The organism is Rhizobium sp. LjRoot258, from assembly GCF_964254185.1.
Taxonomy (GTDB): Bacteria; Pseudomonadota; Alphaproteobacteria; order Rhizobiales; family Rhizobiaceae; genus Rhizobium.
Genome location: NZ_CAXUST020000001.1, coordinates 1,287,967 through 1,307,361 on the forward strand (window position 1 = coordinate 1,287,967; position 19,395 = coordinate 1,307,361).

20 protein-coding genes are annotated in these 19,395 nt (G+C 60.4%); 15 read left to right on the plus strand and 5 right to left on the minus strand.

Annotated features, from left to right (window positions below; translation table 11 throughout):
- The first annotated feature begins 158 nt into the window (after positions 1 to 158).
- From ACSQ9D_RS06500 to ACSQ9D_RS06530, 7 genes are all read left to right on the plus strand, one after another.
- On the plus strand, positions 159 to 359 hold the full coding sequence (locus ACSQ9D_RS06500) for a twin-arginine translocase TatA/TatE family subunit (RefSeq protein ID WP_037117690.1): 201 nt from the start codon (positions 159 to 161) through the stop codon (positions 357 to 359).
- A gap of 49 nt (positions 360 to 408) precedes the next feature.
- Positions 409 to 1,029, plus strand: a complete 621-nt coding sequence (gene tatB / locus ACSQ9D_RS06505; RefSeq protein WP_436281577.1) for a Sec-independent protein translocase protein TatB — start codon at positions 409 to 411, stop codon at positions 1,027 to 1,029.
- A complete protein-coding gene (gene tatC, locus ACSQ9D_RS06510) occupies positions 1,026 to 1,853 on the plus strand; it encodes a twin-arginine translocase subunit TatC (RefSeq protein ID WP_037117692.1) in 828 nt (275 codons plus the stop codon). Before tatB ends, tatC begins: the two co-directional genes overlap by 4 nt.
- Before the next feature lie 92 nt (positions 1,854 to 1,945).
- Complete coding sequence (serS, locus tag ACSQ9D_RS06515; RefSeq protein WP_436281578.1) at positions 1,946 to 3,229, plus strand: serine--tRNA ligase; 1,284 nt, start codon at positions 1,946 to 1,948, stop codon at positions 3,227 to 3,229.
- A 4-nt stretch (positions 3,230 to 3,233) separates the two neighbouring features.
- A complete protein-coding gene (gene surE / locus ACSQ9D_RS06520) occupies positions 3,234 to 4,001 on the plus strand; it encodes a 5'/3'-nucleotidase SurE (RefSeq protein ID WP_436281579.1) in 768 nt (255 codons plus the stop codon).
- A gap of 6 nt (positions 4,002 to 4,007) precedes the next feature.
- Positions 4,008 to 4,661, plus strand: a complete 654-nt coding sequence (locus tag ACSQ9D_RS06525; RefSeq protein WP_007788910.1) for a protein-L-isoaspartate(D-aspartate) O-methyltransferase — start codon at positions 4,008 to 4,010, stop codon at positions 4,659 to 4,661.
- A 137-nt stretch (positions 4,662 to 4,798) separates the two neighbouring features.
- On the plus strand, positions 4,799 to 6,358 hold the full coding sequence (locus tag ACSQ9D_RS06530) for a peptidoglycan DD-metalloendopeptidase family protein (protein WP_436281580.1): 1,560 nt from the start codon (positions 4,799 to 4,801) through the stop codon (positions 6,356 to 6,358).
- 52 nt (positions 6,359 to 6,410) lie between these two features.
- Here ACSQ9D_RS06530 and ACSQ9D_RS06535 read toward each other — a convergent pair whose 3' ends face one another.
- Positions 6,411 to 7,283: an ATP-binding protein gene (locus tag ACSQ9D_RS06535; RefSeq protein ID WP_436281581.1), complete on the minus strand. Its 873-nt coding sequence runs from the start codon at positions 7,281 to 7,283 to the stop codon at positions 6,411 to 6,413.
- A gap of 209 nt (positions 7,284 to 7,492) precedes the next feature.
- On the opposite strand from ACSQ9D_RS06535, the gene yajC reads away from it, so the two are divergent.
- From yajC to ACSQ9D_RS06575, 8 genes are all read left to right on the plus strand, one after another.
- Positions 7,493 to 7,840: a preprotein translocase subunit YajC gene (gene yajC, locus ACSQ9D_RS06540; protein ID WP_436281582.1), complete on the plus strand. Its 348-nt coding sequence runs from the start codon at positions 7,493 to 7,495 to the stop codon at positions 7,838 to 7,840.
- A gap of 60 nt (positions 7,841 to 7,900) precedes the next feature.
- On the plus strand, positions 7,901 to 10,462 hold the full coding sequence (gene secDF / locus ACSQ9D_RS06545) for a protein translocase subunit SecDF (protein ID WP_436281583.1): 2,562 nt from the start codon (positions 7,901 to 7,903) through the stop codon (positions 10,460 to 10,462).
- 4 nt (positions 10,463 to 10,466) lie between these two features.
- On the plus strand, positions 10,467 to 10,853 hold the full coding sequence (locus ACSQ9D_RS06550) for an Mth938-like domain-containing protein (protein WP_436281584.1): 387 nt from the start codon (positions 10,467 to 10,469) through the stop codon (positions 10,851 to 10,853).
- A 2-nt stretch (positions 10,854 to 10,855) separates the two neighbouring features.
- Positions 10,856 to 11,707 (plus strand): phytoene/squalene synthase family protein, encoded by an 852-nt coding sequence (locus tag ACSQ9D_RS06555; RefSeq protein WP_436281585.1) that lies wholly within the window; start codon positions 10,856 to 10,858, stop codon positions 11,705 to 11,707.
- Positions 11,708 to 11,774: 67 nt separating this feature from the next.
- Positions 11,775 to 12,242 carry a hypothetical protein gene (locus ACSQ9D_RS06560; RefSeq protein WP_436281586.1) on the plus strand — a complete coding sequence of 156 codons (468 nt, stop codon included), beginning with the start codon at positions 11,775 to 11,777 and terminating at the stop codon, positions 12,240 to 12,242.
- A gap of 195 nt (positions 12,243 to 12,437) precedes the next feature.
- The gene (locus ACSQ9D_RS06565) at positions 12,438 to 13,097 is read left to right on the plus strand and encodes a peroxiredoxin (protein WP_436281587.1); all 660 of its coding nucleotides are present in this window, start codon (positions 12,438 to 12,440) and stop codon (positions 13,095 to 13,097) included.
- Between the two features lie 36 nt (positions 13,098 to 13,133).
- Positions 13,134 to 14,171, plus strand: a complete 1,038-nt coding sequence (locus tag ACSQ9D_RS06570) for an MBL fold metallo-hydrolase (RefSeq protein WP_436281588.1) — start codon at positions 13,134 to 13,136, stop codon at positions 14,169 to 14,171.
- A gap of 25 nt (positions 14,172 to 14,196) precedes the next feature.
- Positions 14,197 to 14,415: a GDCCVxC domain-containing (seleno)protein gene (locus ACSQ9D_RS06575; protein ID WP_436281589.1), complete on the plus strand. Its 219-nt coding sequence runs from the start codon at positions 14,197 to 14,199 to the stop codon at positions 14,413 to 14,415.
- Here the strand turns inward: ACSQ9D_RS06575 and ACSQ9D_RS06580 are convergent.
- From ACSQ9D_RS06580 to ACSQ9D_RS06595, 4 genes are all read right to left on the minus strand, one after another.
- Entirely contained in the window at positions 14,403 to 14,996 is a 594-nt protein-coding gene (locus ACSQ9D_RS06580; RefSeq protein WP_436281590.1) for a class I SAM-dependent methyltransferase, read from the minus strand. The genes ACSQ9D_RS06575 and ACSQ9D_RS06580 overlap by 13 nt on opposite strands.
- 108 nt (positions 14,997 to 15,104) lie before the next feature.
- On the minus strand, positions 15,105 to 16,538 hold the full coding sequence (gene trmFO, locus ACSQ9D_RS06585; RefSeq protein WP_047517362.1) for a methylenetetrahydrofolate--tRNA-(uracil(54)-C(5))-methyltransferase (FADH(2)-oxidizing) TrmFO: 1,434 nt from the start codon (positions 16,536 to 16,538) through the stop codon (positions 15,105 to 15,107).
- Between the two features lie 76 nt (positions 16,539 to 16,614).
- The gene (locus tag ACSQ9D_RS06590; RefSeq protein ID WP_436281591.1) at positions 16,615 to 18,684 is read right to left on the minus strand and encodes a 2Fe-2S iron-sulfur cluster-binding protein; all 2,070 of its coding nucleotides are present in this window, start codon (positions 18,682 to 18,684) and stop codon (positions 16,615 to 16,617) included.
- Between the two features lie 48 nt (positions 18,685 to 18,732).
- On the minus strand, positions 18,733 to 19,350 hold the full coding sequence (locus tag ACSQ9D_RS06595; RefSeq protein WP_436281592.1) for a glutathione S-transferase family protein: 618 nt from the start codon (positions 19,348 to 19,350) through the stop codon (positions 18,733 to 18,735).
- Positions 19,351 to 19,395: the final 45 nt, after the last annotated feature.

Consider the following 19,395-nt stretch of genomic DNA (forward strand, 5'->3'; position numbering starts at 1 on the left):
TTGCGAAAACAATGTCGATCACAGTTTTTCGAATGTGTCTTCTCTTGTCACAGAGGGCGATACCGTGACATTAAGCGACAATCCAAGGGGAACTTTGATGTTGGAATTGGTGTAGGAAGCTCTTACATCTGGAAACATCGCAACAGGGAGTTAGCGTAATGGGTTCATTTAGCATGTGGCACTGGCTGATCGTTCTGGTCATCGTGCTTCTGTTGTTCGGTCGCGGCAAGATTCCGGAACTGATGGGCGACGTTGCCAAGGGCATCAAGAGCTTCAAGAAGGGCATGAACGACGAAGACACCACGCCCGAGTCCACGACTGCCAAGACCGTCGATCACAAGGCCGACGAAACGAAGTAATCACCTCCGGGCAAACGTAGCCCCCACGTTTCCCGCTCAGGAGCCTTGAATGTTCGATATTGGCTGGACCGAGCTGCTTGTCATCGCGGTCGTACTGATCGTGGTGGTTGGTCCCAAGGACTTGCCGCCGATGCTGCGTGCGTTCGGCAAGATGACACAGCGTGCCCGCAAGGTTGCGGGCGAGTTTCGCGCCCAGTTCGACGAAGCTCTACGTGAAGCCGATCTGGACGAAGTACGCCAGACGCTGACGGACGCGCAGAAGCTGAACCCCGTCAACAGCTTGCGTGAGGCAATGAACCCGCTTCGCCAGATGGGCAACGAAATCAAGGCCGACCTGCAGAAGGCGACGACGGTCGAGAACAAGACCGAGGTGCCGTCCGCTGCGGTATCGGTGCCTGAGCCGTCGATGAGCCTGCCGGAAACGCCGCCGGTCGTAGCGCCGGCGCCGGTAGCGGCAGCGAGCGTTGAAAAAGCGGCGGTAGAGAAGCCAAAGGCAACTCGCAAACCGCGCGTCAAGGCAGAGCCCGCACCTGCCGCTGCTGTTGCTCCGGTCGACAAGCCCAAGCGGGCATCGACGAAGACAGCTGCTGCCAAGAAGCCCGCGGCGGTTGCCGCCGCCACAGCCGCTCCGAAGAAGACGGCAGCAAAGAAGAAGAAGGACGATGCATGAGCGGTGAGATCGAAGACAAGCCGCAGCCATTGATCGAGCATCTGATGGAACTGCGCACGCGACTGATCTGGTCGATCGGTGCGTTTTTCGTCGCGTTCATCGCATGCTTCATATTCGCCAAGCATCTCTTCAATGTCTTGGTGTATCCGTACAAGTGGGCCGTTACCTGGGCGAAGCTTGACGTTTCAAAGGCGCAGCTCATCTACACGGCGCCGCAGGAGTTCTTCTTCACGCAGGTGAAGGTCGCCATGTTTGGCGGCCTGGTCATTGCCTTCCCGATCATTGCAGCGCAGATCTACAAATTTGTCGCGCCTGGCCTCTACAAGAACGAGCGCGCGGCCTTCCTGCCGTTTCTGATCGCGTCGCCGATCCTCTTCCTGATGGGCGCTTCGCTCGTCTATTTCTTCTTCACGCCGATGGTCATGTGGTTCTTCCTGACCATGCAGCAGGCGCCGGGAGAGGGCGAGGTCGCGATCTCGCTGCTTCCGAAGGTCTCCGAGTATCTCAGCCTGATCATGACGCTGGTCTTCTCGTTCGGCCTGGTGTTCCAGCTTCCGGTGATCACCACGCTGCTGGCCCGTGTCGGGCTTCTCACGTCGGATTGGCTGGCTGAGAAGCGCAAGTTCGCGATCGTGCTCGCCTTTATCGTCGCAGCGGTGCTGACGCCGCCAGATCCGATGTCCCAGATCGGCCTTGCACTGCCGACCATCCTTCTCTACGAGATTTCCATCTACGCGGCGCGACTCGTGGAGCGCCAGCGTGCCCGCGAGGCGGTCGAAGAGGCTGAAGGAACCACGGACGTTGCCAAGTCGGACAACGTCTGACCGATCTTCTTCAATGAGCGCTTCCAAGCATCCGGTCGAGGCCCAGCCGGGCTTTGGCCGGCTTATCTTTTTACAACGACCCTGGAACGACGATGCTCGATATCAAATGGATCCGTGAGAATCCCGAAGCGCTCGATGCGGCACTTGCCAAGCGTGGTGCCGAGCCTTTGTCCGAAAGCCTGATTGCGATCGACGAAAAGCGCCGTTCGGCCATTCAGAAGGTGCAGGAGATGCTGTCGCGCCGCAACGCCGCCTCCAAGGAGATCGGCGCGGCGATGGCGCAGAAGAACAGCGAACTTGCCGAAAAGCTTAAGCTCGAAGTGGCCGACCTGAAGGCGCTGCTTCCGGCCGAGGAAGAGGGCGAGCGCCAGGCGACGGACGAACTGAATGATGCGCTGTCGCGCATTCCGAACGTCCCGCATGACGACGTGCCGGTCGGCAAGGACGAGCACGATAACGTCGTTGCCCGCGTCGTCGGCGAAAAGCCGCGCTGGAACCATACGCCGAAGGAACACTTCGAAATCGGCGAAGCGCTTGGCTACATGGACTTCGAGCGGGCCGCAAAGCTCTCCGGATCGCGCTTCACTGTGCTGAGCGGTCCGCTTGCGCGGCTGGAGCGCGCGCTCGGCCAGTTCATGATTGACCTGCATACGAGCGAGCATGGCTACACCGAAGTCAGCTCGCCACTGATGGTGCGTGACGAGGCAGTGTTCGGAACAGCGCAGCTGCCGAAATTCGCCGACGATCTCTTCAAGACGACGGACGGCCGATGGCTGATCCCGACTGCCGAGGTGACGCTGACCAATCTTGTCTCCGGTGAAATCCTCGACCAGGAGAAGCTGCCGCTTCGTTTCACCGCGCTGACGCCGTCCTTCCGTTCGGAAGCCGGCTCAGCTGGCCGCGACACGCGTGGCATGCTGCGCCAGCATCAGTTCTGGAAGTGCGAGCTGGTCTCGATCACCGATGCCGAGAGCTCGCTTGCCGAGCACGAGCGCATGACGGCCTGCGCGGAAGAGGTGTTAAAGCGCCTCGGCCTGCATTTCCGCACGATGACGCTTTGCACCGGCGATATGGGCTTCGGTTCGCGCAAGACCTACGACCTCGAGGTCTGGTTGCCGGGCCAGAACACCTACCGCGAAATCTCGTCCTGCTCCGTCTGCGGCGATTTCCAGGCGCGGCGTATGAACGCGCGCTATCGCGGTAAGGAGGACAAGGCAACGAAGTTCGTTCACACACTGAACGGCTCCGGCACCGCCGTTGGCCGCTGCCTGATCGCCGTTCTGGAGAATTACCTGAACGAGGATGGTACGGTGACTGTTCCGGACGTTCTGCTGCCATATATGGGCGGTTTGAAGAAGATAGAACGAGCGGCCTGAGCCGATGCGCATTCTGCTCACCAACGACGACGGCATTCACGCAGAAGGCCTCGCGGCCCTGGAGCGGATTGCGCGTACGCTGTCTGACGATGTCTGGATTGTTGCGCCGGAGACTGACCAGAGCGGCCTTGCGCATTCGTTGAGCCTGTCTGAGCCGCTGCGGCTGCGCAAGATCTCTGAGAAGCATTTCGCGCTGCGCGGAACCCCGACCGATTGTGTCATCATGGGCATCAAGCAGGTCATGGACGTCAAGCCGGACCTCGTGCTTTCCGGTGTCAATTCGGGCTCGAACGTCGCCGACGACGTAACCTATTCGGGCACCATCGCAGGCGCCATCGAAGGCACGATGCAGGGCGTTCGCTCTTTTGCATTGAGCCAGGCCTATTTCCACCAGGATGGAGCAAGGACTGTCCCCTGGGAGGTCTGCGAGGCGCATGCGCCGGCTCTTCTCGAGAAGCTGATGTCACTCGAATTGCCCGAGGGCACGTTCCTGAACCTCAACTTTCCGAATTGCCGACCTGAAGAGGTTGAGGGCATGGAAGTCACGGCGCAGGGCAAGCTTGCCTTCAACCTGCAGGTCGATGCCCGCGCCGACGGACGTGGCTTTCCCTATTACTGGCTCAGGTTTGGGGAGCGTGCCGGCGCCTTCGTCGAGGGCACCGATATCCACGCCCTGAAGCATCGCAAGATTTCGGTAACTCCTTTGAAACTGGATCTGACTGATTATTCCGTACGGGACCGCGTGGCGCGGGCGCTTTCGGGTACGGAGTAGATTGTTTTGACGGCACGGCTGGTCGAGAAGGAAGGGTTTGCGGCGCTCGTCTTGAGGCTGCGGGCCGAAGGCGTTTCCGATCTGGATCTGCTGACCGCGGTCGAACAGACGCCGCGCTCCTTGTTCGTGCCGCCGCAGTTTGCGGAGCAGGCCTATTCGAGCCGCACGATCCCGATCGAATGCGGCTCATTTCTCGAGGGCGTCGATCTCGCGGTCAGGATCCTTCACCACCTGAAGATCAAGCCGGGCCAGCGTGTGCTTGAGGTCGGCACGGGCAGCGGCTTCATGTCGGCTGTCATGGCCCGCATGGCTGAACGCGTGCTGACGATCGACCGATACAAGACACTGACGACGAATGCGCAGCGCCGCATCGACTCGCTCGGGCTCCGAAACGTCATCATCCGCCAGGCTGACGGCAGTGCCGGCCTGCAGGGCGAGGGAACGTTCGACCGTATCGTGGTCACCGCTGCGTTCAATTCGATGCCGCGGTTCTACACCGACCAACTGGTCTCAGGCGGCTCGATGATCGCGCCGCTGATGATCTCCGAGAATGAATGTCGCCTCGTGCGGCTCACGAAGACGGGCAGCCGCTTCGAGCGCGAAGAACTGTTCGACACGCCCTATCTTCCCATCGTCCCGCGCCTGGCGTCTCAACTCTGAGGCGAGGCGGTGGCGTAGGTTGCTATGGTTAGCATTCTCTCAAAAAAATCTCGCAGATTCCGGTACCTTAACCGCGTGGTAATACTAACGCGCTTTAATAAACCCACAAATGGTTGCGTTCATCAGTGGGTCGAGTCATGCGTTTCAGTCTTTCGCCAAGAGTAGGCAAGTCTGCCGGTAATGTCCTGATAGCGGCTTTGCTGGCAAGTGCCGCAACGGGTTGCAGTTCCGATGTGACACGTTTCGGTGGTCTTTTCTCGTCATCCGGTCAGGACCAGATGACGACCAACTCGATCCCTCGCAGAAATATGCAGGCCGATCCGGTGCCGCAGGCGGATTTGGATCAGGGCGGGTACTCGGCAAGCAATCAGGCGATGAACCAGCCGTACCCGGCACAGCCCACTTATGGCGCCTCCAGCGCTCGTATGGCCTCGGCACCGGTCTCTGTTCAGCGTTCCGACCTTGCCGCACCCTCGGCAGTGGCGCCTGCAGCGCCGTCCCGCGAAAAGCAGGTGGCTCTCGCGCAGCCATTCCCCGCAGTCGCTGCTCCGAAGAAGTCGGCGCCCATTCTCGCTGCACCGAAGACGGCAACCGACTCGATCGTCACGGGCACGACCCCGAAGGTGTCTGGTTGGTCGGCAACCAACGCGCCGTCTGTCACGCTTCGGCCGGGCGAGACCATCGCGACACTGGCCAATCGCTATGGTGTGCCGGAGAAGGAAATCCTTCGTGCCAACGGCTTCAAGACGGCGGCAGCCGCGAAGCCTGGCCAGATCATCCTGATCCCGACCCTCAACGGCGGAAACGCGGCCAAGGCTTCCGCTCAGACGGCCGACCTTTCCAAGGGCGGACACTTGCCTCAGCCGGGCAAGCAGCAAGAGCAGAATGTTGCCGTTGTTCCGGGCGCGAACTCGGCTCGCGACAAGTCGGTTGCAAATGCAGATCCAGCGGGCAAGCTTGCGGCTGGTGCGGGCAAGGGCCCCAAAGGCGCTGGCGGCACCTATGTCGTCAAGCCTGGCGACTCGCTTGCCAAGATCGCCAAGGCGACAGGCACCAGCATCGACGACCTGAAGGCTGCCAACAACCTCTCGGCTGGTTCGATCCGCATCGGTCAGGAGCTCAATCTCCCGGGCGGTTCCCAGGATGGAATGAAGACAGCCTCCATTCCGGCAAAGGCAGAGCCGAAGCCGGTGGCTCAGCCCGCCGCCGCAACGACGACTGCCGCCGCGCAGCCGGCAACCTACAAGGCTCCGGTCGCGACCGAGACTGTTGACGAGGCTGCTAAGAAGGAAGTGGCTTCGGCGGCACCCGAGGCGACCGGCATCGGCAAGTATCGCTGGCCGGTTCGTGGTGCGGTGATTGCCGCCTACGGCGCTAACGTCAACGGCAGCCGCAACGATGGTATCGACATCTCCGTACCGCAGGGGACGCCGATTAAGGCCGCCGAAAACGGCGTGGTCATCTACGCCGGCAACGGGCTGAAGGAACTCGGCAATACGGTTCTCGTCCGCCACGACGACGGTACTGTCACCGTCTACGGCAACGCCGATACCCTGAGCGTCACCCGCGGCCAGAAGATCCAGCGTGGCCAGACCGTCGCCGTCTCCGGCATGAGCGGAAATGTCAAGCAGCCGCAGGTTCACTTTGAAGTCCGCAAGGATGCGACCCCGGTCAACCCGATTACTTTCCTCGAGTAGGTTATGCGTCCGAGGATGCTCGAAAGCCCGGCCCAAGGCCGGGCTTTTGTCATTAGGCGCGGTCGAGGGCGATGCGCATACGGCCAGCCAGATCCTGAATGTACTGCCAGGCAACGCGGCCGGAACGCGCGCCGCGCGTGGTGGCCCATTCCAGCGCCTCCGCATGCATCTTCTGGTGATCGACAGGTAGCTTGAAGTAGTCGGCATAGCCGTCGATCATCGTCAGATAGTCGTCCTGACTGCATTTGTGGAAACCGAGCCAAAGGCCAAACCGGTCGGATAGTGAGACCTTTTCCTCGACGGCTTCGGAGGGATTGATTGCCGTCGACTGCTCGTTCTCCATCATGTGGCGTGGCAGCAGGTGACGCCGGTTCGAGGTTGCATAGAAGAGCACGTTGTCCGGCCGCCCCTCGACGCCGCCGTCAAGGGCTGCCTTGAGCGATTTGTATGCCGTATCATCGTGGTCGAACGAAAGGTCGTCGCAGAAGACAATGACGCGATGGGGCGTGTCCTTGAGAAGATCGAGCAGCGTCGGGAGGCTCGCAATGTCTTCGCGATGCACTTCCACAAGCTTCAGCGATACTCCGCTCTCACGCCGCACATCTTCGTGAACAGCCTTGACCAGCGACGACTTGCCCATGCCGCGCGCACCCCAAAGGAGAACGTTGTTTGCCGGGTAGCCGTCGGCGAAGCGCACCGTGTTTTCGTGGAGGATATCACGCACGTGGTCCACGCCTCGGATTAGCTTCAGGGCCACGCGGTTCGGTCGTACAACGGGCTGAACGTGCTGACGGGCAGGGGACCAGACGAAGCAATCGGCCGCGTTCCAGTCGTTGATCGCGGGCGCGGGGCCGGCCAACCGGTCGATCGCATCCGTCAGTCGGCGCAACTCCGCCAGAATGGTGTTGTTGAAGTCTTCGGCCATGGGCCTTCCTCCTGAATTCTGGTTGCAACCAGCGTACCGTGTCTTTTGACTGCGGCGTAGCATGGCCTTTTGCGAGCGGAAAGGTTATGAGGCAGCGGAATCGGTACGGTTTCCGGCTGTTTCTGTTGCATTCGCAAAGACCATAATTATAGTCCGGCCACCCGAGAAAAGGCGGAGTTCCGCCCACGGAAAGTTTTGAGGAGTTTAGCATGTTCATCACCCCGGCATTTGCCCAGGCTGCCACCGATAGCGCGGCGTCGCCGTTCGGCTCCGGCTTCGAAATGATTATCCTGTTCGTGCCGCTGATGGTCGTCTGGTATTTCCTGCTGATCCGTCCGCAGCGCGCGCAGGCCAAGAAGCGCGAAGAATCGCTGAAGGCGATCCGTCGTGGCGATCAGATCGTCACTGGCGGTGGCCTTGTCGGCAAGGTCACCAAGGTTGTTGACGACAAGGAGCTCGAAGTGGAGATTGCGGACGGCGTGCGCGTTCGCATCGTCCGCACCGGCATCTCGGAAATTCGCGTCAAGGGTGAGCCGGTAAAGGCAGACGCTGCATAGTAAGTATTGCGAACCCAGTTGTGAACCGGGCTGGGCCGGGTCGGAAATAGTCGAGAGAAAATGCATCGTTTTTCCCGCTTGAAGGCTGTTCTGATCTGGGTTTTGGTGGTGGTGGCCGTCGTAGTCGCGGCGCCAAATCTATTGTCAGACGGGCAGCGTTCTAAGCTGCCCGTATGGCTAGCTCACAGCCATGTTGCCCTCGGCCCTGACGTGCAGGGCGGCTCCCATCTGCTTTTCCAGATCGAACGCGCCGATATCGTCAAGGAACGGCTTGAACGCACCGTTGCGGACATTCGTGGCAAGTTGCGCGAATCTAACATTCGCTACACCGGCCTGACCGGCAGCGACCAGGACGTCACCGTCAGGATTACCGATGCCGGCCAGGTGGATGCTGCAATCAATGCCTTGAGCGCGCTGACCGCGACCAGGAAGAGCGGCTGGTTCGGCGGCTCGATCCAGAATGTATCCCTGGAGAGGGGTAGCGACGGACAGCTCACGCTGCGAATTTCCAAGGATAGTATCGACGAAGGCATCGCAGCTGCCCAGGCGCAGTCTCTGGAGGTTGTCGAGCGTCGCATTGCCGGCCTCGGGATCAAGGATTTTTCCGTTCGCGCAGATGGTCGCGACCGCATCGACGTCAAAGCCCTCGGCTCGATCGACGTTGAGCGGCTGAAAAATATTCTAAACGAACCCGCTCAGCTTTCCGTCCGGATGATCGATGAAAGCATGTCGGGTCAGGAGGCCCTTGCCGGGCGCTGGCCAGCGACCTCCGAGGTGCTCTATTCGCTGGACGATCCGCCCGTTCCTTACCTCGTCGATCGCACGGATTTCGTAACAGGCAAGAATCTCGTCGATGTTCAGGCGGTCGTCGATGCGCAGACGAAAGCGGTTGCTATTAGCTACAAGTTGGATTCTGAGGGAGCCGAACACCTCGCACAGAAGACACGCCAGAACATCGGCCGACACCTTGCCATCCTCTTCGATGATCAGGTCATGGCGGCGCCGATGATCAATGCCCCGATCGTGGATGGCACAGGCATGGTACCGGTCAGCTTCAGCGAGGACGGTGCCTACGATCTTGCGCTGATGTTGAGAGCCGGCGCTCTGCCGGCGACGTTGACGACCGTGGAGGAGCGCACCGTCAGCACCGCCCTCGGCGCGGAATCGAAGCGCGCCGGTTTGGTGGCCGGCTTCGTCGCTGCGGTCCTTGTCATCGGTTTGATGTTTGCGTTCTATCGCAAACTGGGCATCATCACCGGCATCTCGCTTGTCTTGAGCCTCGTCCTCATTCTCGCCGTGCTGAGCGCAATCGGTGCGACCCTGACGCTGCCGGGCATCGCTGGCATTGTCTTGATCATAGGCATGGCTGTGGACGCCAATGTGCTCGTCTACGAGCGGATTCGCGAACAGGCAAAAGCCGGTCACTCCTTCGCGGACGCGATCGACAACGGCTTTTCCCGCGCATTTTTGACGATCCTTGATGCCAACGTCACGATCATCATTGCGGCCGCCATTCTCTACTATCTCGGCAGCGACACCGTTCGCGGTTTTGCTGTGACACTTGCGGCCGGAATCCTGACGACGGTGTTCACGACGTTCACGCTGACCCGCTGGATCGTCGTCACCTGGCTTCATCGCAAGCATCCGCGGCATCTGCCGAGGGATGTTCAGACAGGCATTTTCGACCGCGCGAACATCCGTTTCATGGGTATCCGGAGGTACACCTTCACGGTGTCGGCCGCACTTTCGATCTTGGCAATGGTCGGCTTGGCGACCGTTGGCGCGAATCTTGGGGTCGACTTTGCCGGTGGTTCGCTCGTGGAGGTCAAGGCGAAGCAGGGCTCTGCCGATCCGAATGATATCCGCGCGCGTCTCGGCGATCTGAACATCGGGGATATCGAGGCTCGTCGACTTGCCGACGCCTCGACGGCATCGGTTCGCATTCAGGCGCAAGGTGGCGGCGAGAATGCCGAGCAGTCTGCAATGACCTTGCTGCGTGATGAACTGGCAGACGACTATGAGATCCGAAGCGTGGAGGTTGTTGGTCCTGCCGTGTCGGGCGAACTGACGAGGGCCGCGACGTTGGGTTTGCTCGGCTCGCTCGCTGTCATCCTGCTTTACATCTGGTTGCGCTTCGAATGGCAGTTTGCGATCGGTGCGATCATCGCGACACTGCACGATATCATCCTGACGCTTGGCCTCTTCGTGCTGACCGGCATGGAATTCAATCTGACGAGCGTTGCGGCCATTCTGACGATCGTCGGCTATTCGCTCAACGACACGGTCGTCGTCTACGATCGCATGCGCGAAAACCTGAAGCGCTACCGGAAAATGCCCCTGCCGATCCTAATCGACGCCTCGATCAATCAGACGCTGTCGCGCACAGTTCTGACGGCCGCGACGACGTTGCTGGCACTGCTGGCGCTCTGCCTGTTCGGTGGTGAAGTGATCCGCCCGTTCGCCTTTGTGATGCTGTTCGGCGTTGCCCTCGGCACCTTTTCCTCCATCTACATAGCTGCGCCCGTGCTGATCGCTTTCAAGCTCCGCCCGGACGCGGTCGATAGCGATCAAAATAAGAAAGTGGCCGAGCCGGGCACGAACTCCGGCAATTCGGCAGTGTGAGAATATGGCAAGAGGCATAGAAATCCGCGCGGCGCATTTCCCTGGACGCGCGCCCATCGATACCTACGGCAATGGCGGTTTCCGTTTCGCCGACATGTCCCATCGCGGATCGATCCTTTGCCTGCCGTCCGGCATCTATGGCTGGGACCTGGATATGTCGAAGCCGCTGTCCATCGACAATTTTCACAAGGTGCTCGATGAGGCAGCAGAGATCGAGGTCCTGCTGATCGGCACTGGCAACGATATGCGACCAATCCCGGCTGATCTGAAGGCTGCCTTGAAGGCCGCGGGCATTTCATCCGATCCGATGAATACGGGTGCTGCGGTTCGCACCTTCAATATCATGCTGATGGAATCGCGCGCCGTTGCCGCGGCACTGATAGCGGTCTGACAATGGCCGATCAGTCTTTGACGAACCAGGAGATTTGCCTGGCGACGCTACGCGACAATGACCGCGACCGATACCTTGCCTGTCTGCTGTCGCCGGATGACAAACGCGGCGCCTTGGCGGCGATTTACGCCTTCAGCGCCGAGCTCGCACGGATTCGCGATCTGGTGCATGAGCCGCTTCCGGGAGAGGTTCGCATGCAGTACTGGCGTGACCTGCTGGAAGGACGTGCGCACGGCTCCACCCAGGCGAACCCGATTGCCGCCGCCTTGCTGTCGGCGACCGAAGCCCACCATTTGCCACAACAGACGCTCGTGAACATGATCGATGCTCGTATCTTCGATCTCTACGACGATCCGATGGAGACGCGCCTCTCGCTCGAAGGCTATGCCGGCGAGACGGCGTCGGCCCTCATTCAATTGGCCAGCCTGGTGCTTGCGCCGGAGGAGGCGGCAAGATCCGCCGAGGCTGCCGGCCACGCAGGCGTTGCGCAAGCGATTGCTGGCCTGCTGCTTTTGATGCCGCTGCATCGTCACCGCGGACAGCTCTACATTCCCGTCGAAATCCTATCCGCGACGGGACTTGATCGCGATGCGTTTCTTTCGGGCGAAGACAGGCCGCGCATCTCTGCGGCGATCGAAGCCTTTTCCGGACTCGGCCGCGACCACCTCGCCAAGGCGAGAAGTGTCGCGATATCGCCAACCGTATTTCCGGCTTTTCTGCCTGTCGCTCTTGCGGAGCCGGTTCTCGTCAGGGCCCAGAAGGCTGGCGCAGGATTGTTCGAGCGTCAGCTACAGCGCTCGCAGTTGCGACGCCAGGCGGCTATGTTGCTAGCGTTGATGCGCAAGAAAATCTGATCCTGTTTAAACTCGCGCAAGGCTCGCGCGGTATAAGGCGCCGTTGCAGCTTTGATCGGAGAGCGATATGAGCATTATCGTCTGGTGCGTTATTTTCGCAATCGTCATCTTCATCGCCTTTCTTTCGACGCGCATGGCCGCGCAGAACAAGGAAGATGGCCTCCACGATACCGGACTCGCCATCATCGAGTTCAACCGTGCTTTCCCGAATGAAGCAATCCGCCAGTTGCAGGCGACCGCCAACGGCCAAGCGATGTTCGTGCGCCTGCATGACAACAAGGCGGGCTTCATGCGCAACATGCAGAGACACTATTCATGCCACATCATTGAGCCGGGCAGAGTGCGTGTCCTGAGTTCTGAAACCGGCAGCGGCCTCAGCATCGAGTTCCTTGATGCTCCGCATCAGAACGGCACGTTCGAATTCGCCTCCGCCAAGGAGGCATCAGAGATCTCCCTCTGGCTGCTCGGCAACTACGTGGCGGAACCTCACAAGACATTGACGCCGCACGATTCCACGGCCGCACACGGCCAGTAGACAAGCCCCTGGCGAACCGGCATATCCTTTCGCCGCGGCCATTGCGCATTCACGACCATCCTTATCGGCGTTGCCTCTCGCGGGACGCATGGCTGCGGCCGTTTTGCCGTTGCCTGCCGGCCGAAATAGGAGCAAGATTTGCGCTCATCCGGCAATTGCTTGAGTTTGTGTTCACAAACGCGATGGAGGTGCGTGATGCTTGCGATCAATGATACCGCTCCGGATTTCGAAGCCCAGACGACCGAAGGCAAGATCAGTTTTCACCAGTGGATCGGCAATTCCTGGGCGGTGCTGTTTTCGCACCCCAAGGATTTTACCCCCATATGCACAACCGAACTCGGTTACATGGCGCGGATCAAACCTGAATTCGACAAGCGCGGTGTGAAGATCATCGGCCTTTCTGTCGATCCGCTCGACCGCCACACCAGCTGGATGAAGGACATCGAGGAAACGCAGGGCTACCGTCCCAACTATCCGATGATCGCGGATGTCGATTATGCGGTATCGAAGCGCTACAACATGCTGCCTGCCCTGGTGTCCGGCGATCCGACGGACCGTACCCCAGCCGATAACCAGACCGTCCGCAACATTTTCGTGATTGGGCCCGACAAGAAGATCAAACTGGTTATGGTCTATCCAATGACCACAGGTCGTAACTTCGATGAGGTGCTGCGGGTGATCGATTCCCTACAGCTTACCGCCAAGCACAAGGTCGCTACGCCGGTGAACTGGAAGAATGGGGAGGACGTGATCATCGCCGGCTCAGTCTCCGACGACGAGGCAAAGAAGCAGTATCCGCAAGGTTGGCGCGCACCGAAGCCTTACATCAGGATCGTGCCGCAGCCGCACGGATAGTCGATCGCAAACTGTGCCGCGACGAAGGAGGTGGGGATGATCTTCCGGCAGCTGTTCGATCCGGTATCGAGTACTTATTCTTATTTGCTGGCAAGCCGGAAGGGCGGCGAGGCGCTGATCATCGATCCGGTGTTGGAAAGGGTCGATCGCTACCTCCAGCTCATCCATGAACTCGACCTGAAGCTGGTCAAGGCCGTAGACACGCATCTCCACGCCGATCACATCACAGGCCTTGGCGCTCTGCGCGACAAAACCCATTGCATCACAGTGATGGGGGAGCAGACAAAAGCCGATGTCGTCTCGATGCGGCTCTCCGACAACGACAAGCTGACCATCGAGGGGCTTTCCCTGGACGTGATCTATACGCCGGGCCACACGGACGATTCCTACAGTTTCGTGCTGCCCGACCGCGTGTTCACCGGCGACACGCTGCTCATCCGCGGCACCGGCCGGACCGATTTTCAGAACGGCGATCCGAGAGCACAGTTCGAGTCGATTTTCGGTCGGCTTCTAAAGCTTCCGGATTCAACGCTGGTTTTCCCGGCGCACGATTACAAGGGGGATACGGTCTCTACCATTGGCGAGGAGAGGGCCTTTAACCCGCGCCTGCAGGTGACGTCTGCCGATGAATATGCCGACCTGATGAACAATCTGAAGCTCTCGAATCCGAAGATGATGGATGTTGCCGTCCCTGCCAACATGAAGGTCGGGATGAATCAGGCGAACGTGATGCGCCACGGCTGGGCACTGACGGCGCAACAGGCCCTGAGTGTCGTCGGCCTCGGCGATGTCGCTTTGATCGATCTGCGCGAGAACGCCGAGCGGCAGCGAAACGGTACGATTCCGGGATCGCTGCACGTCCCGTATCCCTCGCTCGAGGAAAGCATAGGCGCAGGCGGGATGCTGCATGAGCTAGCAAGCTCAACCCGCAAGAGGCTGCTTTTCTATTGCGCGTTCGGTGAGCGATCGGCTATGGCCGTGCAGGCAGCGCACGATGCAGGCCTTCCTCTGGCCTTTCACATTGAAGGCGGCATCGACGCCTGGAAGAAGGCGGAAGGACCGATCGCGCATTAGCGAGCAGCCTAGGTGAGGCCATGCAATGGTACAGCGGCGATCAATTCTGACCTGTCCCATCTGCAGCTACCGATCGGCAGAGATTATGCCGGTTGATGCCTGCGTTTGGTTCTACGAATGCCGAGGCTGCGGCGCGACGCTCAAGCCGAAAGACGGTGATTGCTGCGTTTTCTGCTCATATGGGTCGGTTCGCTGCCCACCGGTTCAGGCCGGGAGCCTTCGCCGTATTTGTCACGCGACTTGAAACACGGCCGCGTAGTGGTAGGGCGGGAGATCGACGATCTGCAGCATGGTAAGGCCGGCCGGCTCAACGACGGTGCGGACGGCTTCGATTGGCATGCGCATCTCGGTTCGCGGTCCGCGCGGCTGGCCAAGCACAACCGTTTCTTCCCGCGGCCACGGATGCCAATTCACGATGCAGAATAGCCCATCTGGCCGCAGAGCCGCCCGGACGGAACGCGCAAGGCCAATCTGGTCAGGAACGCCGTGGAATGTGTTGGCGATCAGGACATAGTCGACCGGCTCATCCAGGCGTTCGGCCAGGGAGGTGGCGTCCGCGCAGATCCACTGGCGAACGGACGCGTGCCTGCGTTCAACTTCGGCCTTCGCCAGCTCGATCATATCAGGATCAAGATCAAGCGCCGCAAGGCGTCCGTCGACCAACTCAGCGAGCGGGCCGGTGAAGTAGCCATCGCCGCAGCAAAGGTCGAGCACGCTCATGCCGCGCCGAATGCCGACCTGCTGAAGCAGCCCTTCCGGATCGGGCCAAAGTGCGGACCACCAGTCCCGGTCCGGCATGGATGTGCCTTGAAACAATGCTGCCATCAGCGCACTCTTTTCGAGGACGTTACGCCGCACAGCATCTTCGATTTTGACAACCGCCGCGGCCCTTGGCCGATACCAGCATAGAGAATGCTGATACTCGCGGCCCGATCATGCACTCTCCGCGAGTTTAATGTCGAGTCCGAGCCAGTTTGCGCAATCGGCAAGGGCGCGCCTCGCGATCAGCTGCCGCTTCATGATGGTCTTATCCTTGCCGCGGAAGCGCTTCACGCCCTCGGGCTTGACGATCGAACCGGGCTCGAGTTCGGGGAAAAGGCCGAAGTTGATGTTCATCGGCTGAAACGACCGCTTGCCAGGCTCCTCGTCATTGACGATGTGACCGCCTGTGATGTGGGCGAGCAGTGAGCCCAGCGCCGTGGTTGCGGGCGGCAGCGATACCGCTTCTCCCTTCCGCTCGGCAGCGGCAAACCGGCCTGCCATAAGACCGACACTGGCGCTTTCGACGTAACCTTCACAGCCGGTGATTTGTCCGGCAAAGCGCAAGCCCGGGCGTGACTTGAGCGTCAGAGACGGGTCGAGCAGCGTCGGCGAATTGATGTAGGTATTGCGGTGAAGGCCGCCGAGGCGGGCGAATTCGGCATTCTGAAGTCCCGGAATCATGCGAAAGATCTCTGCCTGGGCGCCGTATTTCAGCTTCGTCTGGAAGCCGACCATGTTGTAGAGCGTACCGAGCGCATTGTCCTGCCGCAACTGCACGACAGCGTAGGCCTTTACCGTCGGGTTGTGCGCATTGGTCAGGCCCATCGGCTTCATGGGGCCGTGACGCAGCGTTTCGCGACCGCGCTCTGCCATCACCTCGATCGGAAGGCAGCCATCGAAGTAGGGTGTCCCTTCCCATTCCTTGAACCCGACCGTATCACCGGCAATCAGGGCATCCACGAAAGCATTGTACTGCTCTTCGGTCATCGGACAGTTGATATAGTCCTTGCCGGTGCCGCCCGGGCCGACCTTGTCGTAGCGGGACTGGTACCAACAGGTATCCATGTCGATGCTGTCGCGATGAACGATCGGCGCAATCGCATCGAAGAAGGCCAGCGCATCCGCACCCGTCTCGGCCTGGATGGCGCTCGCAAGGGATGGCGCAGTCAGGGGGCCGGTCGCAACGATTGCAAGATCCCATTCCTTCGGCGGCAGACCGGTCACTTCTTCACGAACGACTGTGATCAACGGATGCTCGTGGATCGTCTTGGTGACGGCTTCGGAAAATCCGTCGCGGTCGACAGCCAATGCGCCGCCGGCCGGGACCTGGTGCTTGTCCGCACAGGCCATGATCAGCGATCCCGCCAAGCGCATCTCGGCATGGATGACGCCGACCGCGTTGCTGGTCGCGTCATCGGACCGGAAGGAATTGGAGCAAACGAGCTCGGCCAGATCGTCGGTCTTGTGAGCGTCGGTGCCTCGCACGCCACGCATCTCGTGCAGGATCACGGGCACGCCCGCGTTTGCGATCTGCCAGGCCGCCTCTGAGCCAGCGAGCCCGCCGCCGACCACATGGATGGGAGAATGGGAAAAGGTTTTGTTCATGCGCGGCTGATTACCACGCTGGACCGGCACAGGAAACCGAAGAATTGACGACCGTTCGATGCAGGCGCCGATGCTCCTAGATATCCAGTTCCAGCCGAGCGCCTGTGTCGTTCGCTGCCGGCACGGCACAGCAGATCAGAGCCTCGTCATCGGCGGCGTCGGCGGTCGGCTCCTTGATATAGGCGACAGCGCCGGAGAATATCTTCGTCCTGCAGCTCCCGCAATTGCCGAGGCGACAGTTGAAATCAGGCGCCAAGCCACATGCTTCGGCAAGCTCCAGCAAAGTGCCTGATCCTGGCTCCCAGGGCGCTTCTTTGCCTGAGCGCATGAAATACACTGGCTGCGGTTCGCCAGCGGCGGCGCGCGCTGGCGGCCGCTTGGCTTCATCCCCCGATCGCTGGAGAGACGCCGATCCAAACGCTTCGGCGTGGATGCGGTTATCGGCAATATTCAACCCGCGCAGGCCGTCGTGCGCGGACTGCATGAAGCCTGCTGGACCGCACAGATAAAAATCATAGTCGTTGAATGGCAATACTGTGGTCAGCAGGTTCATGTCGACGCGCCCCTGCTGTTCGTAGTCTTCGCCAGCGACGGTATTAAAGGTATCGCTGAGCAGGCGGACCAGCCTGACGACGCCACCGGATGCCGCGGCGAGTGCCTGCAGCTCGGTATCGAATGCACGCTCCGACTTGCTATGTGCGGAGTAGAACAGCCACGTCGGTCGCATCCGGCGGGTGCGCAAGCCTTCGTAGACGACATGCCGGAGCATGGCGAGCAATGGCGTTATGCCAATGCCGGCGGCCAGCAGAACGGCAGGACGTCTCTCTGTGGCGTTGATCGTGAACGCACCGGCAGGCGCGCGGGCCTCGATGATGTCACCTTCTCGGATGGCGTCGTGAAGACGCGTCGAGACAAGTCCCTCGCGCTTGACGCTGATGCGATACACACCATCGGAGGGCGCCGAGGAGATCGTATAGGTGCGCACTGCGGGTACCTGCGATCCCTCCACCTTGATGCACACAGGCAGATGCTGCCCGGAGACATGGGGAAGGATCCCGCCTGCATCTGTCGGTTCGAGATAGAACGAGCGCACGCTCGCGCTCTCCTGGACGATCCGGGCGACGCGGAAGGGCCGCCAGCTCTTGGCGACGGCTGTCGCGCGAAGCCGCGCGGCGGCCTCATTCCAGCTGCCGGTCATCAGAGAATTGGGAGATGCACCATCGGTCCGCGGACGCCAGCGAAGCGGCGACGCTTCTTGTCTGTAGACGATCTGCGTCGGGCGAAAGCGCCACAGTCGCTCAGCACCCTGGAAGGCGCCAATCTCCGGCGATTCCAGGATGACCTGCGCATCGCCAGATAGTTGCAGTAGATCGCCGGCCTCGAAATCCGCGAAGACCAACCCCGCCAGCGGATTGGCGAGGATGTTGCCGAGCGTGTTGAAGAAGAGATTGCCGGCAAAGTCCGGGATCGTCAGAACGCCGTCCTCGCCGATCCGTACGAAACCCGGCCTGCCGCCACGATGCGAAACATCGATCTGGCGCTCGCCATCCTCGCGGTCGACGTAGGAGGCGACAAAAAACGTATCTGCCTTAGCAATCATTTCGGCGGGACGCCCATCAAGGCTGTCGAAATGGACCGGGTCGTAGCCTGAACGCTCCATCGGGTCCCGCGCGAAGTCGAAATCGCGCCGCTGGATATATTGCGGGCAGTTTCCATACGATTGTCCGACGCGCACATCGAAGCCGTCCTGCTGCGTTCTATGGACGGTACCATTCAGCCGGTTGCGGCGGCTGGTGTGGAGTTCGATGCCAAGCATGGCGATGGCCTTGCCGTCGTCGATTCCCGCGTCGGCCGGATCAAGGTGTTCACGCGGAAGGCGGACGCTCAGCGTATGGATGTCCGGGCTCTCAAGGAAACCCGGACGATTGGCACGTAGCGTTGCCCATGCATTGCCGTCCGCATCTACCGTTCCCAGGACGATGAAGGGCAACTGCGGATAGAACTGGCGGTGTTGATCGATCAGGTGATCTCGCAGCACGCGCCGGCCAACCTCGTCCATTCGCTGGGCGACGCCGACCTTTTCCTGTAGTGCGATCTCCCCGGCATGCCAAGGAGAGGATTTGGTGCTTTGTGCCTCGATAGGCATAACGGGCTCCCTTTCGGATTGTGGTCGGCCGCAGCGCGATGGAACGCCTCAAGCCGCCTCGACAATGCCGACTGGCGATTTCTGGAATGGTTGAAAGCCGGGCAGGGCTTCAATCCCCTCAAGCCATGCCGTCACGTTACGGTAGGCGGACCGGTCGACATTTCCTTCCGGCGCCCGGGCGATGTAGCTGTAAAGGGCGACATCGGCGATGGTCGGCCTGTTTGCGGCGATCCACTCGCGATCAACCAGGCGGTCATCGATCAGTTGGAGGATACGATGCGCTCTCGCGATCACGTCCACGGAGTCGAACTTCGCTCCGAACAACGTCACAAGTCTTGCCGCACATGGGCCATAGGCGATCTCGCCGGCAGCGACCGATAGCCAGCGCTGGACCGCCGCTGCAGCTGCCGGGTCCTCCGGGAGCCATCCCTCGGGCGCGTACTTCTTGGCGAGGTAGACGAGGATGGCGTTGGAATCGCTGATGATGACGTCTTCATCTTCCAGCACGGGCAACTGTCCGAACGGATTGAGAGCAAGGAAGCTGGCGCTTTTGTGCTCCCTGGCAGCAAGATCGACCTCTACGACATCGACGTCGACGCCAATAAGCGACAGGAAGAGGCGGGCGCGATGGGAATGGCCCGAGAGAGGATGCGAGTAGAGCTTCATGGGTGTGGTCTCCGTGTTGAGGTGACCAGACAATAATTGTTTCCG